Source organism: Veillonella sp. CHU594, assembly GCF_003992265.1.
Taxonomy (GTDB): Bacteria; Bacillota; Negativicutes; order Veillonellales; family Veillonellaceae; genus F0422.
In genome coordinates this window covers 123192-139095 of record NZ_RQVB01000007.1, presented here as the reverse complement: position 1 = coordinate 139095, position 15904 = coordinate 123192, and the positions used below count along the sequence as shown (strand labels likewise).

Below are 15904 nucleotides of genomic sequence, written 5' to 3'. Positions count from 1 at the left end.
AGAAGGTTTACGTTTCGCGATTCGCGAAGGTGGCCATACAGTAGGCGCTGGTGTTGTTACAGCTATCGAAGCATAATTGAATCGTAGATTCTAAATAGGAAAAGCGACCGCAAGGTCGCTTTTTTGTGTTCTAAAGTTTCTTATATAAGTATATCGATTTTAAAAGGCTACAATTAGCCTACTAAGGCATGTATCCCTATAACCTTATATTTAATTACACTTACAATAATATATCGTATAAAATGGCATTTGTTATTAAAAATGATAGTATAGTTATATAGAGTTCTAGAATCAAAGATACTTATAAGAATATATGATATAGCGGTACATAGATTTTGTTGCTATGGACACAGTATAGATGAGTACTTTATAGTATAATAAAATAGTAAACTGATAACATTTATCATATATAATTTAAAGAATATCATATATAATAATAGTAGTCATATACATGTAAATTATATCTATGTTAATACTATTGATAGATACAAGGAGGTTTCTATGAGTACAATCACAACAATGCCTGTTTCCATGGAGGGCTGGCAAGAGGAACAACAATCTTGGAATCAAACATCCAAGTTCTTTGTCAATATGCACAAACGTGAGGATCGTGTAGCGCAAGTAGTGGACTTTGTAGCACGATTACAAGAATTAGGGATTCATCCAGCAGAAGGAGAAACAGCACTTGATGTAGGCTGTGGTACTGGAGACTATGCCATGGGATTAGCTCGTAATGGGGTGAGAGTAACCGGTGTTGATCTTTCCACAGGCATGCTAGAAGGGGCAAAACAAATTAGCGAAAAGGAAGGCCTTTCTTTAGATCTATGGCTTGGACCGTGGTCAGAGGAAGCTCGGCAAGCCTTAGGCTGGGACAAACGATTTGACTTGGTATACAGCATTTTCTGCCCCATCATGTCGGAAACGGCTAATCTTCACGCCTTGCACAAAGCTAGTCGCAAACATTGTTTGTGCATCATGTTCGCCGATCGAAAAGATGAATACTTAGATGCCATCTATTCTGAGCGATATGGTGTAAGCGGAAGCCCATGGGAATCCATGCTACAAGATTGCTTGGGCACAGTTAACGAAATCGGAAAGAATGTAAATATTACTTATAAAACGGTAGAGGAAGTAGAAACCTTAACTGTTGATGAAGCAGTCGATTATTTCTGCTTACGTGTGCATCGAAAAGTAGGTGGCGATTTAGAAGTGATTAAACAAGAGATACATGAGTTTTTATCTGCTAAAGCTGTGGATGGAAAATTAGAAAACCACACAACGGATACCATTGCGTGGATTTCATGGCGGGTTTAATCTTCTGCACTTATAATATATAGACTATACTGGGCTACAATAGTATATGCATAATCTATAGGGATATACGTACTTTATTAAAAGTAATATAGTGTATCAAGTATGCTAGATCTAACGGTATAGATAGGGCATATAGGCATAGACTATTTATATAACGATAAAAGACTGTAAACAATTGGAAATATAATCCTGTGTTTACAGTCTTTTTATGTTGTAAGATACGGTAAGTTGGTAATCGTTGAAATCAGCTTTGTATCATGCTAAGTTGTTGTATACTAAATTTTTTGAGAATCTTGAGATAGAGCGTGGCTACTTTCTACAAATTTACGCAAAGCGCCATACCCTTCTGTTTCTAAATCTTCTAAAGGAATAAAGCGTAAGGCTGCGCCGTTGATACAATACCGGAGACCTCCCATGGACTGAGGGCCATCTTCGAAGACATGCCCTAAATGAGCATCTCCAATGCGACTGCGTACTTCGATGCGACGATGTCCTAAACTATCGTCCTCATAGTAACGAATGACATCGCTGTTGATCGGTTGCGCGAAGCTGGGCCAACCACAACCAGAGTCGAACTTCTGAGCGGAGACAAAAAGAGGCTCTCCAGAGGTGATATCTACATAAATGCCGGGGCGGAATTCATCTGTATAGGCATGAGAGAAAGGTCGCTCCGTAGCACTATGTTGTGTTACAGCGTATTCTAAATCACTAAGTTCTTTTTGTAATACATCATCTGCTTTGCGTTGGTATTCCTTTTCATCGATTAAAGGCTCATAAGCCTTAGACACATTAATATGGCAATAGCCATTAGGGTTTTTATCTAAATAGTCTTGATGGTATTCTTCGGCTGGATAAAACGATTGTAAGGGTAACACTTCGATGGCAAAAGGCTTTTGGTAATGGCTGCTAGCACGTTTTAACGTGGACTCGATGATTGCTTTGTCCTCAGAATGTTCGTAATACACACCACTGCGATATTGAATGCCCACGTCGTTACCTTGTTTGTTGATACTAAAAGGATCAATAATACGCAAAAAATATTGTAGTACCTTATAGAGGGAAATCACAGAGGTGTCATAAGTAACCTTGACAGTTTCTACGTGACCGCTGCCACGGCAAACCTCTTCATAACTAGGATTCGGATGAGCGCCATTGCTGTAGCCTACTTCAGTATCTACAATGCCGGGGATGCGTTGAAAGTAGCTTTCCACACCCCAAAAACAACCTCCTCCTAAATAGATGGTATGATTCATAGTATCCTCCTTTTAATGGAATATAATGTATATTGCTGATAATTCATGATATGCTTTATATGTATGTTGCTAGCAAAGATATTGTTATTATATCGAGTATATATCATTAAACTGTTATGATATAGCTAGTCTTAATTATAGCATGTATTCGTATTAGAAATATTGCACGAGTATTGGTAGATCGATGATATGCCGCATATAAGATACATGGTATTATCACGAGTTTTAGTAAGCATAATATTATAAGACATGCCTATAAAGGTGAAAGCCACCTGACTCGTATGGGGACGAGCAAGTGGCTTCTTCGTGATAACTGTAGGTGTGTATGGGAAGTCACCGTTATCACATATGTAAGTAGTTTGAAAGGCTGGAACATATGAGGTTCATAGTTCCTGTCGAATATCTCATCGACATAGATAGTATATCAAAAAAATAGGAATAAGTAAAATAATAATAAAGTGTTACCACTTATAGGGTGTACCTATTAGACATGTCGGCAATTATCAAGAAGTGATATGAAGATATATAATATACTATATATAAAGTATTTATAAAGAATGGCTATTATTAAAGAGTTTTTAACTATCAGGGGTTATAGTTTTTTTCATGAAAGTTTATGAAGAATGCATTTGACATCTATAAGTGAGAACAGTATAATTGAGGCAACAGATAAGATGCCATAGTGAAATTATATGAATTATAGTGCAACTGAGTAACAGGTTATGAAAAAAATTTTTTCATTTAAATTTGGCACATATCAAGGGTATTTTGTTCACGCATATGTCATCTTAATCGTGTAGTATAGTAAGTCAATATGGGTTTCAAACTTTAAGGAAAAGGAGAATCATGAAAAAACGTAATGAAATTGTTCGAACAAATGCAGCACATGCACAAAGTCAACAAAAAGTAAATCGTTTAGCTGCTATGGCTGCTATTTTAGGTGTGACGGCGTTTAGCGTGGCTGGTATGACCACTACATTTGCTGTAGATAATGTGGCAGGTACAGGTGAAGGTACTGCATTTGGCACCAATAGTAAGGCTGTACAAGAAGGGTCTATTGCTGTAGGTAATTTAGCAGTGACTAATGCCAAAGCTGGTGTGGCGATTGGTAAATCTAGCTTAGCCGGTGTCAGTGAATCAGTTATCCCAGAAGCAGATCAAGAAAAGCATACAGCAAATACAGTGGCTATTGGTAGGAATGCCTATGCGTCCTATACTGATACGGTTGTTATTGGTACAAATGCATCTTCGTTACGTGACCATGGTGGCGTGACATACCAATCGGGTACTGGTGCGATTGCTATCGGTAGAAATGCAAAAAGTGATTATAAAGAATCTGTAGCCATTGGTCCAGAAGCTCGTACGAATTTCACTCAATCCGTAGCGGTAGGTTACCAAGCGGAAACAACAGGTCAACAAGGTGCGGCTACGGCGGTAGGTCCAATTGCAAAAGCCTATGAAGTAGGGGCAGCTGCCATTGGTAATATTTCAAGAGCAAGTGGGGCTTACTCTACGGCAGTAGGTACTACATCAGCTACTTATAATGCATTTGCTACAGCAGTAGGTAATAATGCAACTACGCGAGCAGCAAGTGATACGATTGTAGGTACAGAGTCTGGTACTGGGACTAGTGCTGGTCGTGCAGTAGCGGTAGGTTTTGGATCTCATGTAGCAGAAACGTCTGGCGTTGCTGTAGGTGACCGAGCTCGTGCCTTTACAGCAGGTGGAATGGCTATCGGTCGTGCTGCTACGTCTTATGGAGCACAAGCCATTGCAATCGGTAATGGCGGCAAAGCGGACGGCAAAGCTGGGGAAAATGCCTTTGCTACAGGACAAGGAGCGATTGCCTTAGGTACAACAGCTCGTGCTATGGGTACACATGGTTTTGCCTTTGGTAATGACTCTGTAGCAGGTGGTAATGCAGACTTAGCAACCACTGTATCTACAGCGTTGGATACGTATAATACAGCGTATAGTACTTATATTAAAGCTCAAGATGCGAAGTTAACAGCAGAAAGCGACAGTAACGCAACAAAAAAACGTTTAGCTAGTGATGCTCGTGACTTTGGTATTTCTTTATATACATTAACTAATGAAGAGAAGCAATTGCTTCAAACATTAGGTGTAGATAATGCAGCTCTACAAGATGAGTTTTTTGGAAATATACAGTCCAATAATAACTATGATAGTGCTAAACCAGTTGTAACAGCTCAATTGGCTGCGTTGAAAAAAATAGCGGCACTTGATGAAAATGCAGCTAGTACAACTACAGCGGATGTAACACGTTTAATTAAACGTGCTCAAGATTTGATTGCAGAAAATACAGATGATGAAGCTTTAAAACAAAAAGTAACAGATACAACAGCTGCTGCAACAGCAGAAGAAACTAAGTTAAAGACAGCTAAGGCAACATTAGAAGCGGCTTATGCAAGTGCGAAAGAATCTGCGTTAGCTATTGGTACACGCGCTGTGGCAGAAGGTAAAAAATCTATTGCCATCGGTACTGATGCAAATGCAACAAATGAAAACTCTGTAGCCATCGGTACACAAGCTAAATCTACTGCTGACCATGCAGTAGCTATCGGTGTAAAAGCACAAGCTACAGTGGATAATGGTGTTGGTTTAGGTTCCTACTCCGTAGCAGATACAGAAGCACGTAAAGGCTATGATCTTAACGAAAACCGTATGAATACATATGCTGGTTTACGAGGTAATGCATTAACTGCATCTACAGCAGCTGTGGCTGTAGGTACGCCTCGCATGACTCGTCAAATTAATTATGTAGCAGCAGGTACAGATGATACTGATGCAGTAAACGTAGCGCAACTTCGCTCTGTGAATTTAAAAATCGCTGGTGATACAGTAGATCAAGCTGCACCGACAACTGATGGTACATCTAAAGCTGACGTATTATTAGATAGCCAAACATTAAAAGTGGTATCTGCTAACAAAGCTGTATTAACAACAGATGCTACCAATAACACAATTACAATCACTCCTGTTACAGCTGAACTTGAAAAAGACCCAGCTACAGGTCAAGTAAAACCTAAAGATGAAGGGAAAGGCAATGCCTTAACAACAGCTCAAAACGTAGCTGATATGATCAACAATGCATCTCCAAAAATTGGCAACGGTTTAACTAATAGTGATGGTAAAATCGTAGTACAACCTGCAGATAAATCCATTAGTGTAACAGCAAATGGTGTAAGTGTAAACCCTGCAGATAAATCCTTAGAAACTACTGATAAAGGTTTAAAAGTAAAAACTGACGGCACTACAATCACTGTAGGAGACAAGGGTTTACAAGTTAACACTGGTAATATTACTAATGTAACAGAAGGCGACAAAGCTGGTACTGTATCTGTTCCTGAGGCAGATAAAGGCAAAGTTGCTACCATCGGTAATGTAGCAGATGCTATCAACAATGCAGCTTGGAAAGCAACAAGTGGTAAAGAAGACTCTGGCGAAGTAGAAGGCACAACAGAAGAAAAAGTTAAAGCTGGTGACAAAGTTACTTTAAAAGCTGGTAATAACTTAAAACTTAAACAAGCTGGTAAAGAGTTCACATATTCCTTACAACCTGAGTTAAAAGGTATCAAATCTATCACTGGTGAAGGTGAAGGTGCTGGTAAAGTATCCTTTGGACCAAATGGTGTTGTTACTGTAGGTGGAGATAATCCTGTAGCAATCGATGGTAAAGACGGTAAAGTAACTGCAGGTGATGTAGTTCTTTCCAAAGATGGCTTAGACAATGGCAATAAAACAATCACTAATGTTAAAGCTGGTGAAAAAGATACTGATGCAGTTAACGTAAAACAATTAAAAGATGAACTCGGTAAATCCACTGTTAAAACAAGCGATGGATTGGAAAAAGATACAGATGGTAATATTAAGGTAAAACCAGCTGATAAATCTATCGAAGTAACAGCTGAAGGCGTGAAAGTTAAACCAGCTGATAAATCTTTAGAAACTACTGAGGAAGGCTTAAAAGTAAAAGCTGACGGCACAACAATCACTGTAGGAGACAATGGTTTACAAGTTAACACTGGTTCTATTACTAATGTAACAGAAGGCGATAAAGCTGGTACAGTAGCTGTTCCTGAAGAAGCAGATAAAGGCAAAGTTGCTACTATCGGTAATGTAGCAGATGCTATCAACAATGCAGCTTGGAATGCAACAAGTGGTGAAGATGGAACTGGCAAAGCTGAAGGTACAACGAAAGAAGCTGTAAAAGCTGGTGACACTGTAACATTAAAAGCTGGAAACAACTTAAAACTTAAACAAGCTGGTAAAGAGTTCACATATTCTTTAAATCCAGAATTGAAAGATTTAAAGAGTGCATCTTTCAAAAATGATGCAGGTGATACAACTGTAATCAATGCAGATGGTATGACTATCACTCCTACAGCAACGGATAAAAAACCAGTTTCCTTGACAAAAGATGGCTTGGACAATGGTGGTAATAAAATTAAAAACGTTAAAGCAGGTACAGAAGGTACAGATGGTGTTAACGTAACTCAATTAACTGGCGTTAAAAATGATGTAAAAAATCTTAAAGATGAATTAGAGAAACATATTAATTCTTCTGGATTCTCCATTACATCTGATGTTGAAGGTACTGGTAAAAAAGCAGAAGGTAATACTACATCTACTGAAGACGTTAAAGATGGCAACAAAATAACGCTTAAAGCTGGTAATAATCTTGAAATTAAACAAGATGGTACAAACTTCACATATTCCTTGAATCCAGAGTTGACAGGTATTACTTCTATCGCTGGTAAAGGTGCTGCACCTACTGTTATTACGTTAAAAGAGAGCGGAGATGTAACAATAGGTAAAACAGGTGAAGAAAAACCTGTTACTGTTACTGCTGATAAACATATTACTAATGTTGCAAGCAACTTACCTGAAACTAAAAATAAAGATGATAAAGGTGAAGCTACTAAATCTCAAGCAGCTCCAACAATGGGTACTGGTGCCAAAGAGGTTAACCCAAATAACGCAGCTACTGTAGGTGACGTACTAAATGCAGGTTGGAACTTACAAGGTAATGGTACGGCTGTAGATCTTGTAAAACCATATGATACTGTAAACTTCGTAAATGGTGCTGGTACAACAGCTACTGTGGAAAGTGCAGATGGAAAAACATCTACTGTGAAATACAGTGTAAACATTGGTAATGGCTTAGAAGTAGGTAAGGACAACAAAATCACTGTTAAAGCAGATGGAGATACGATTACTGTTGGTAAAGATGGTATTAAAGTAAATCCTGAATTAAAAGGTATGAAATCTATTGCTGGCGAAGGTGATGGTGCTGGTAAAGTATCTTTCGGACCAAACGGTGTTGTTACTGTTGGTGGAGACAATCCAGTAGCGATCGATGGTAAAGCGGGTAAAGTGACTGCTGGTAACGTAGTTCTTTCTAAAGATGGCTTGAACAATGGTGGTAATAAAATCACTAATGTGGCAGCAGGTAAAGCTGATACTGATGCAGTTAACGTAAAACAATTAAAAGACGCAATTGGCAATGTTAAAGTAAAAGCAGATGGAGATACTATCACTGTTGGTGAAAATGGTATTAAAGTTAACACTGGCACAATTACTGTTAACACTGAAGATGGTAAAGACGCAGATGGTAAGGCTGTAAAAGCTGGTACTGTATCTGTTCCTAAAGCTGATCAAGGCAAAATTGCCACTGTTGGTGATGTAGCGAAGGCTATTAATAATGCAGCATGGCAAGCCAAAGGTGGCAAAACAGATAATGGCGTTTTCACTGGAAATGGTGCAGCGCAACCTGTTAAAGCTGGTGATGTTGTTACTTTCAATGCTGGAAATAACTTGAAACTTACTCAAACTGGCTCTTCCTTCACATATGAACTTAACCCTACATTAACTGGTTTAACTAGTGCTGAATTCAAATCTGGTAACAATACAACTAAGATTGATGGTAATGGAATTACCTTGACTCCAGCAGGAGAAGGTAAAGGAGCAGTTTCCTTAACAAATGCTGGCTTGAACAATGGTGGTAACAAAATCACTAATGTGGCAGCAGGTACTAACCCTACTGATGCAGTTAATGTAAGCCAATTACGTGATGCAGCAGGCAATATGCAAGCAATTACTAACCAATTACAAGGTCAAGTGAACCGTGTTGGTTCTCAAGCGGCTGCGTTATCCGCATTGAAACCTATCCAATACGATCCATTAGAACCAACTCAAATCATGGCTGGTGTAGGTCACTACCAAGGTCAAAACTCCTTAGCATTAGGTGTGGCACATTATAAAAATGAATCTTTGATGTTCCATGCAGGTGCTGCTATTGGTGGTAACCGTAGCCAAGTGATGGCAAATGCTGGTATTACTTGGAAAGTAGGAGCTAAAGCAGACGAAACAGCTGTAGCTGATGTATACAGACAAGGTCCAATTAGTTCCGCATACGTATTGCAAGATAAAATGGGTGCATTAGAAGCGCAAAACCTTGAACAAAAAGGTGAAATCAACGCATTACGTGAAGAAAACAAATCTCAACGTGCAGAACTTGATGCTGTAAAAGCTCAATTAGCAACAGTATTAAGCCGTTTACAAGGTTAATATAGAATTGTGAACGTAATCTAAGCGTTATATAGAAAAGACTGTAATCGAATGAAATATATCATTCTGATTACAGTCTTTTTTTGTTTACTCCGGTAAGATTATGAATTTGGTTGACAAGTCTTCTTTTTTTGAATGTATCTAAGTGTAAGCACTTGGTACTAGGAAAGGAGAAAATTATGGCAGCAAGTACAGTAGTGAAAAAAGAATTACATTTGGTCTTTACAGACACATCTAAGGAAGAAGTCAATATTGTGGTAGCATTCCCCAAAGAAGGTGTTACAAAAACTGAAATTGACACAGTAGGTCAACTGATGGTGGAGAAAGATGTACTTCGTGGTCGTAAAGATCAACGATTGAGTAACTTTCAACATGGTGCATTAGTGACTACAGAGTCCACGGTGGTAGAATAAGGAGGATTAGACTATGACAACAACAATGGTAACTAAATTACAATTACAATTTAAAAAAGGTGAAGGTGCACATAATTTAAAAGTGGCTAATTTTGCCTATGTCAATGAAAGTGCTACAGATGAGGATGTAAAAGCTGTAGGCGATGCATTGGGTAAGCTATATGCCTATCCTTTGGTAGGGGTTGTGCGAAATAATGCCATCGCTTTAGAGGCGTAATATGGAAAAGCTTGAAAAAGCATTAAAAATTATTAGAATTACCCTTTGGGTATTAAAGTGGTTAAAACGATAAGGTAGGATAGGACCTTTAGACAGCTGAGAATCACACCAAGAAGGGTATATGTAAATGATAGTGATAGGACTTAGTACCAAGGATTACCGTAGCCATCCTGCTGATACATAGCAGGATGGCTATTGTTATATATTAGTGTACTGTATGATAAGAAAACCTGAATCTCTTTCAGAGATTCAGGTTTTACTTCTTTTCAATATTAAGTTATTGAACTGTTTCTAAAGCCTCTTTTAGCAAGGCAATAGCTCGTTTGTATTTCTTGTGCATAGCCTGTCGACTCATGCCATAGGTATTAGCGATTTCGCTGATGGATTTGCCTTTTAGCAAGACTTGCCGTAATAGGTTTGCATGCACCGGCTCCATTTGTGATAGAGCTGTGTGCAATGCTAATAGCTCTAAATGATGAATGGCTTCCTCTGCAGTATCATGGCTGGATGGGATAGATACTAAGGGATCTGTTTCATCTTCTTGTGGGGCTAACATCGTTTCATGAGTCCATTGTCGTAGACTCTTTCGATATAGATTCCACTGGGTGAAGCGTATGCGAGATTTTACAAAGCCAGCAAAGGGGATGTTGCTAGTTATATCATAGGTCTTAATAGCCTGCAAGAAACATTCCCATAAGGCAGACTCTAAATCACTGTCTATAGAACGGAGTTGGCGCACATGCGCGTATTTTGTAATGAGAGGTACGTACCGTTGACATAAGATAACAGTCATATGATGATATCCAGCTTGGATGAAGGCCACAAGTTCTTCATCAGTGTAGGAATCATCTTGGATGTCAGTGGCTGTCATCAGTAATGAGTGTTTAATATAAGACTGACTCATAGTTTACCTCCTTATATATAATATTACCTAACATGATTGTCATGGATGATGTATAAGGGGCGTACTTACATCATAGTTTCTATAGTATCACAGGCCTGTTGATATATAGCTCATTTACTGTAAATTGCTATTACATGTAATGAAAAATGACATCTATATATGTTGATGAAATTATATATCAAAATCCACTCAATAGCAAGTTATTTTTTCTGAAAGTGTGTAAAAGTAACATATTGATATAATAGAATAGATTTCAAGGGTATGTATGACATATAAGCAATATTGGGAAAATATATGTTTATAACTTTCCTTATAGTTTTTTGCTATATATAATAATATGTATCCTGTATAAGGATAAATGTGCGTATATTGTTGACATATGATGGACATCCTAGTATACTTAATTCATCGTTAATCGATAGGTTTTACTGGAAAGAGAGGTGGATTGAATGCCTATACGAGTAGTGAAAGGATTACCAGCCATAGGGAAACTTTCAGAAGAGAATATATTCGTCATGGATTCGGAACGGGCAGAGTCACAAGATATTCGACCACTCCACATTGTGGTTGTGAACTTGATGCCACGGAAAGAGACTACGGAAATTCAACTGCTTCGTGCTTTGAGTAATACACCGTTACAAACAAAGGTTACCTTTCTGTACACGGCGTCCTATACAGCGAGTCATACAAGTCAAGAATATTTGGAAACCTTTTATAGAACTTTCGAGGAAATCAAAGATCAATACTTTGATGGTTTGATTATAACAGGCGCTCCGGTAGAGCAAATGCCTTTTGAGGATGTGAACTATTGGGATGAGCTTTCAGAAATTATGGAATGGAGCAAAACCCATGTGTGTTCTACTCTCTACATTTGTTGGGGAGCCCAAGCTGGGATTTATAAGCACTTCGGCATCCACAAGGAAGATTTGCCTACCAAGTTATTCGGTGTATATGAACAGGAAGTGCAGAACAGTAAGCCCATGCTGATGCGTGGCCTAGATGAACTCTTCTATATGCCTCATTCACGGCATACGACGGTGAGTGAAAGCGAAATCAACGCTCACCCTCAGTTAGAAGTACTAGCCCGCGCGGATAAGACAGGTGTTGGTATTGCCCGGTCCTATGATAATAAACATGTGTTTATCTTTGGACATCCAGAATATGATCGAGATACTTTATACCAAGAGTATGATAGGGATAGAAAGTTAGGATTAGAGATTGAAATTCCAGAAAATTATTTCCCTGATGATGATCCGACGAAAGAGCCCATCATTCGATGGCGATCTGCATCGACCATACTCTATTCAAACTGGTTAAACTATTATGTGTACCAAGAAACACCGTATGAGGTCAGTGAATTACAATCGAGACCGATTGAAGAAGCATATATACAAGACTGGGTCATTTAATCCTAGTCAATACATAGTAAAGATTTAAGAATGATGAGGAGTTTAACATGAGCAATTACAAATTTGAAACATTACAATTACATGCAGGTCATACAGTAGACGCAACAGGTTCCCGTGCGGTGCCAATTTATCAAACAACATCGTATGTATTTAAAGATGCAGAACAAGCAGCAGGTCGTTTTGCCTTAACTGATGCAGGCCCTATCTACACTCGCTTAGGCAACCCTACACAAGACGTGTTGGAAGGCCGTGTAGCCGCCTTAGAAGGTGGTGCTGGTGCCATCGCTGTAGCCTCTGGTTCTGCAGCGATTGCCTATGCTATCCAAAACGTAGCATCTGCTGGCGATAATATTGTAGCAGCTTCCACATTATACGGTGGTACATATAACTTATTCAGCGCTACATTGCCACGTTTCGGTATTACTACAAAATTCGTGAATCCAGATAATTTAGATGAGTTCAAAGCAGCTATCGACGACAACACAAAAGCTGTGTATGTAGAATCCGTTGGTAACCCAGGAGCTAACTTGGTAGATTTAGAAGCTATTGCTGAGATCGCTCATTCTCATGGTATCATCGTGATTGTGGATAATACATTCGGCACTCCATACTTGTTCCGTCCATTTGAACATGGTGCAGACGTAGTGGTTCACTCCGCTACTAAATACTTAGGCGGCCATGGTACAACTATCGCTGGTGTGATCGTGGAAAGTGGCAAGTTCGACTACAAAGCAAGCGGCCGTTATCCTGGTTTTGTAGAAGGCGACGTACATTACAATGGTTTAGTATATGGCGATCTTCCAATTCCTTTCACTGTGAAAGTACGTGCTCAATTATTGCGTGACACTGGGGCAGCCATTACTCCACTAGCAGCATGGTTGATTATTCAAGGCATTGAAACATTGTCCTTGCGTGTAGAACGCCATGTAGAAAACACTCGTAAAGTAGTAGATTTCTTGGTAAACCATCCAAAAATTGCTTATGTAAATTATCCTGAATTGCCAAACAGCCCATATAAAGCGTTGGCTGACAAATACTTCCCAAATGGTGTTGGCGCAGTGTTTACATTTGGTGTGAAAGGTGGCAAAGAGGAAGGTATCAAATTCGTTGATGCTCTTGAAATCTTCTCTAACCTTGCAAACGTGGCGGATGCTAAATCCTTGGTTATCCACCCAGCAAGTACAACACATGCCCAATTGAGCCCTGAGGAACAATTGACAGCAGGTGTAAAGCCAGAACAATTACGTGTATCTATCGGTATTGAAAATGTAGAGGATATCATTGCTGACTTAGCACAAGCCTTGGATAAACTGTAAGATATAGCAATTATATAATAGAATATAAGAGAACTCACAATAGTGGGTTCTCTTTTTGTTGTACAGTAAAAGCGAGTCTCCTAATTGTATTTCATAGTGATTATGAAAGTATCGTCGGAACTAGTGACGATATATATGAATAGTAGTTTGGGTATATACAATATAAGCTATGGTATACTAGATATATAGTTATATTAGATAAAACCACGATGATACGGTAATAACCTATTAGGTGGTTATCTAGATGTCGGAGAAGGAGTCAACTATAGACATGTATAGAAATTGCATAGGATGTATAGAGGCGCAGATAAGAAAGGAAATCAACGAATGAAAAGTAAACTAGTTGGAAATATATGGTGGAAAGTTGTGGTATGTGGCATGGCGATGGCCACTTTCACAGGGGCTGTAGGTGTGGCAGAAGATTTAGAGGCAAAACCTAAGGTTACATTCATAGAACCGCAAGGAATACCAGTAGGTATGTCCGTTCCTGCAGGGGATCACTATACAGACAGTAGTCTACTTGCAAAGGGTAAGGGAATAGAAAATATACCGAACCATACGTATATTAGTAGTCGGGCAGGGCATTTCCGTTTTTCCATACCTTGGGATGTACAAAGTCTTACTTGGATTGATAAGGTAGTACCTACAGACAGTGGGCATGTGGTGGGGGTTCTGCTGCAACTAGACAAAGATGTGAATATGATGGTCACACGTAGAGATAATGTACCGCCGAAAGGGGTATCTCAAGAACAGTGGAATACTACCTGGTATGACCAACCTATCCAAGGTATGACAGATGCGGAGTACATGGAGATTTGGCGTCAAAAAAATCCACATACCTTTAAAAAGCACACAGTATCTGAAGGAGGTCTTCTATCTCGAGAAGATATGACAGCGGTTCGCTGGGATAGATTTGAACAGCCCACACAGGATGGACCCTATGTAAGGTTCACCATCGATATGATTATGAAAGAGGATCCTACGCATCGATACTTGATGGAAGTAGAATATGATGATATTCATAGATATGATTTGCAGACCTTGTTGCACTTATTAGATGATTTTGTGTATATGGGAAATGATGAAAGTAAAGAAATAACATGTTCTCATCGATTAGGTAAAGATCCATCTAGCCTGCATGATCAACTTCCCAAAGAACTTGTTTCAGGGAATTCTATGTTAGCTTCAGATGTAACTACCCTTGAAGGCCTATACCATGAAGAATTAGTACAAGGCAAGCCATCGAAGCGTATACAGAAAGAAATACGAATTACTGATGAGGGGATTACCTCTCAATCCACTTGGGATGATAACATTATAACTGAGGCTAGGATTCTCAGGTCTGGACAGATAGGACTAGAGAGAAAGTAAAAAGTTGGTGTCATTTTTGATAGAGATTGAATATGATGATATTCATAGATATGATCTGCAGACTTTGTTGCACTTATTAGATAATTTTGTGTATACAGGGACTGATGAAAGTTGAGGAGCATCCGTCTCATCACTGTAGAACAGCATTTTAGAAAACCATCGTATCAGATATGCTCTTGATTTATGAATTTTGCCTATATATAATGTGAGTAGAGCAGTTCGGTTATATACTTTTGAAATGAGGTGTATAGAGATGGGGACGCATTTACAATCAATGGAATCTATGCCAGAGTATGAAGAGTTTTGTATTTGTTTAGGTAGAAAAATTGCTTGGGTCAGACGTTGTCAGGGACTTTCACAAAAAGAGTTATCTAAACGATGTGGTATTAGTCCAAGTTATTTAGCAAAAATTGAAGGCGCTAAAGGTTCCTTAGGGACATCTGTGCAGGTATTGTATTTGATCGCCAAGACTTTGCAGGTTGATGTGGCAACTTTGGTGTGTCATGATGAAATCGATCACCAGCGGGTACGGATGTATAAGATTAAGCAACGAGTCATGGGATATGAATCGAATCAGTTGCACTAACTGGATGGAAACTAGTTTGTGTTCTTAGATATCTAATTGATAATATAATTATTATCAAAAACTATATTGAGAAGTAATAATTGAGAATATAGGCGTCTATAGTTATTTTTTGTATATATAGCTAAATACAAATGATAAATTCTATCAAATAGCGTAATATATAGGTTCAGCGATACAAAAAATGCAACATCAATTGTAAAAATTGGATACAAAAAGTATAGACAAGTATTTGACAAGACTAAAAAAACGTGCGATAATGAGAATATAAAAAAGGTAAGTACCTTAGTTAAATGATAATCATAAAGTTAGCGAATTCTATTTTTTTATGGAGGTGTCTCATGCGCGTTATTGGTGATGCATGCATTAAATGTGGTTCTTGTGCTTCTGTTTGTCCAGTAGGAGCAATTGCTGAAGGCGAAGTTAAATACGAAATCAACGATACTTGTATCGATTGCGGTTCTTGCGAATCTGTTTGCCCAGTAGCAACAATCACAGCTGAATAATTCAAGCAAATAACAAACCCCGTGAAC

The 15904-nt window shown here is 38.7% G+C and carries 12 protein-coding genes; 10 read left to right on the top strand and 2 right to left on the bottom strand.

What is annotated here, in order from left to right; genetic code table 11:
• The coding region (locus EO111_RS08465; protein ID WP_164723757.1) for a hypothetical protein at positions 1–76 on the top strand (76 nt) is incomplete at its 5' end.
• A 425-nt stretch (positions 77–501) separates the two neighbouring features.
• Positions 502–1314, top strand: a complete 813-nt coding sequence (locus EO111_RS05995; RefSeq protein WP_127011003.1) for a class I SAM-dependent methyltransferase — start codon at positions 502–504, stop codon at positions 1312–1314.
• 275 nt (positions 1315–1589) lie between these two features.
• Here EO111_RS05995 and msrB read toward each other — a convergent pair whose 3' ends face one another.
• Entirely contained in the window at positions 1590–2567 is a 978-nt protein-coding gene (gene msrB, locus EO111_RS05990; RefSeq protein WP_127011002.1) for a peptide-methionine (R)-S-oxide reductase MsrB, read from the bottom strand.
• Positions 2568–3413: 846 nt separating this feature from the next.
• Here msrB and EO111_RS05985 point away from each other — a divergent pair.
• The 3 genes from EO111_RS05985 to EO111_RS05975 all read left to right on the top strand — a co-directional run bounded on the left by EO111_RS05985 (position 3414) and on the right by EO111_RS05975 (position 9788).
• Positions 3414–9158: a YadA-like family protein gene (locus tag EO111_RS05985; protein ID WP_127011001.1), complete on the top strand. Its 5745-nt coding sequence runs from the start codon at positions 3414–3416 to the stop codon at positions 9156–9158.
• A 179-nt stretch (positions 9159–9337) separates the two neighbouring features.
• A complete protein-coding gene (locus tag EO111_RS05980) occupies positions 9338–9571 on the top strand; it encodes a DUF2922 family protein (RefSeq protein ID WP_009353472.1) in 234 nt (77 codons plus the stop codon).
• A 13-nt stretch (positions 9572–9584) separates the two neighbouring features.
• A complete protein-coding gene (locus EO111_RS05975; protein ID WP_009353480.1) occupies positions 9585–9788 on the top strand; it encodes a DUF1659 domain-containing protein in 204 nt (67 codons plus the stop codon).
• 277 nt (positions 9789–10065) lie between these two features.
• Here the strand turns inward: EO111_RS05975 and EO111_RS05970 are convergent, their stop codons facing one another.
• The gene (locus tag EO111_RS05970; protein WP_127011000.1) at positions 10066–10692 is read right to left on the bottom strand and encodes an RNA polymerase sigma factor; all 627 of its coding nucleotides are present in this window, start codon (positions 10690–10692) and stop codon (positions 10066–10068) included.
• 449 nt (positions 10693–11141) lie between these two features.
• On the opposite strand from EO111_RS05970, the gene metA reads away from it, so the two are divergent.
• The 5 genes from metA to EO111_RS05945 all read left to right on the top strand — a co-directional run bounded on the left by metA (position 11142) and on the right by EO111_RS05945 (position 15877).
• Positions 11142–12101, top strand: a complete 960-nt coding sequence (metA, locus tag EO111_RS05965) for a homoserine O-succinyltransferase (protein ID WP_127010999.1) — start codon at positions 11142–11144, stop codon at positions 12099–12101.
• 47 nt (positions 12102–12148) lie between these two features.
• Positions 12149–13417, top strand: coding sequence for an O-acetylhomoserine aminocarboxypropyltransferase/cysteine synthase family protein (locus tag EO111_RS05960; protein ID WP_127010998.1), 1269 nt, complete (start codon positions 12149–12151; stop codon positions 13415–13417).
• Positions 13418–13744: 327 nt separating this feature from the next.
• The gene (locus EO111_RS05955) at positions 13745–14788 is read left to right on the top strand and encodes a hypothetical protein (RefSeq protein WP_127010997.1); all 1044 of its coding nucleotides are present in this window, start codon (positions 13745–13747) and stop codon (positions 14786–14788) included.
• A 253-nt stretch (positions 14789–15041) separates the two neighbouring features.
• Positions 15042–15374, top strand: coding sequence for a helix-turn-helix domain-containing protein (locus EO111_RS05950; protein WP_062401468.1), 333 nt, complete (start codon positions 15042–15044; stop codon positions 15372–15374).
• Positions 15375–15712: 338 nt separating this feature from the next.
• Positions 15713–15877 (top strand): 4Fe-4S binding protein, encoded by a 165-nt coding sequence (locus EO111_RS05945; RefSeq protein ID WP_127010996.1) that lies wholly within the window; start codon positions 15713–15715, stop codon positions 15875–15877.
• Positions 15878–15904 lie beyond the last annotated feature (27 nt).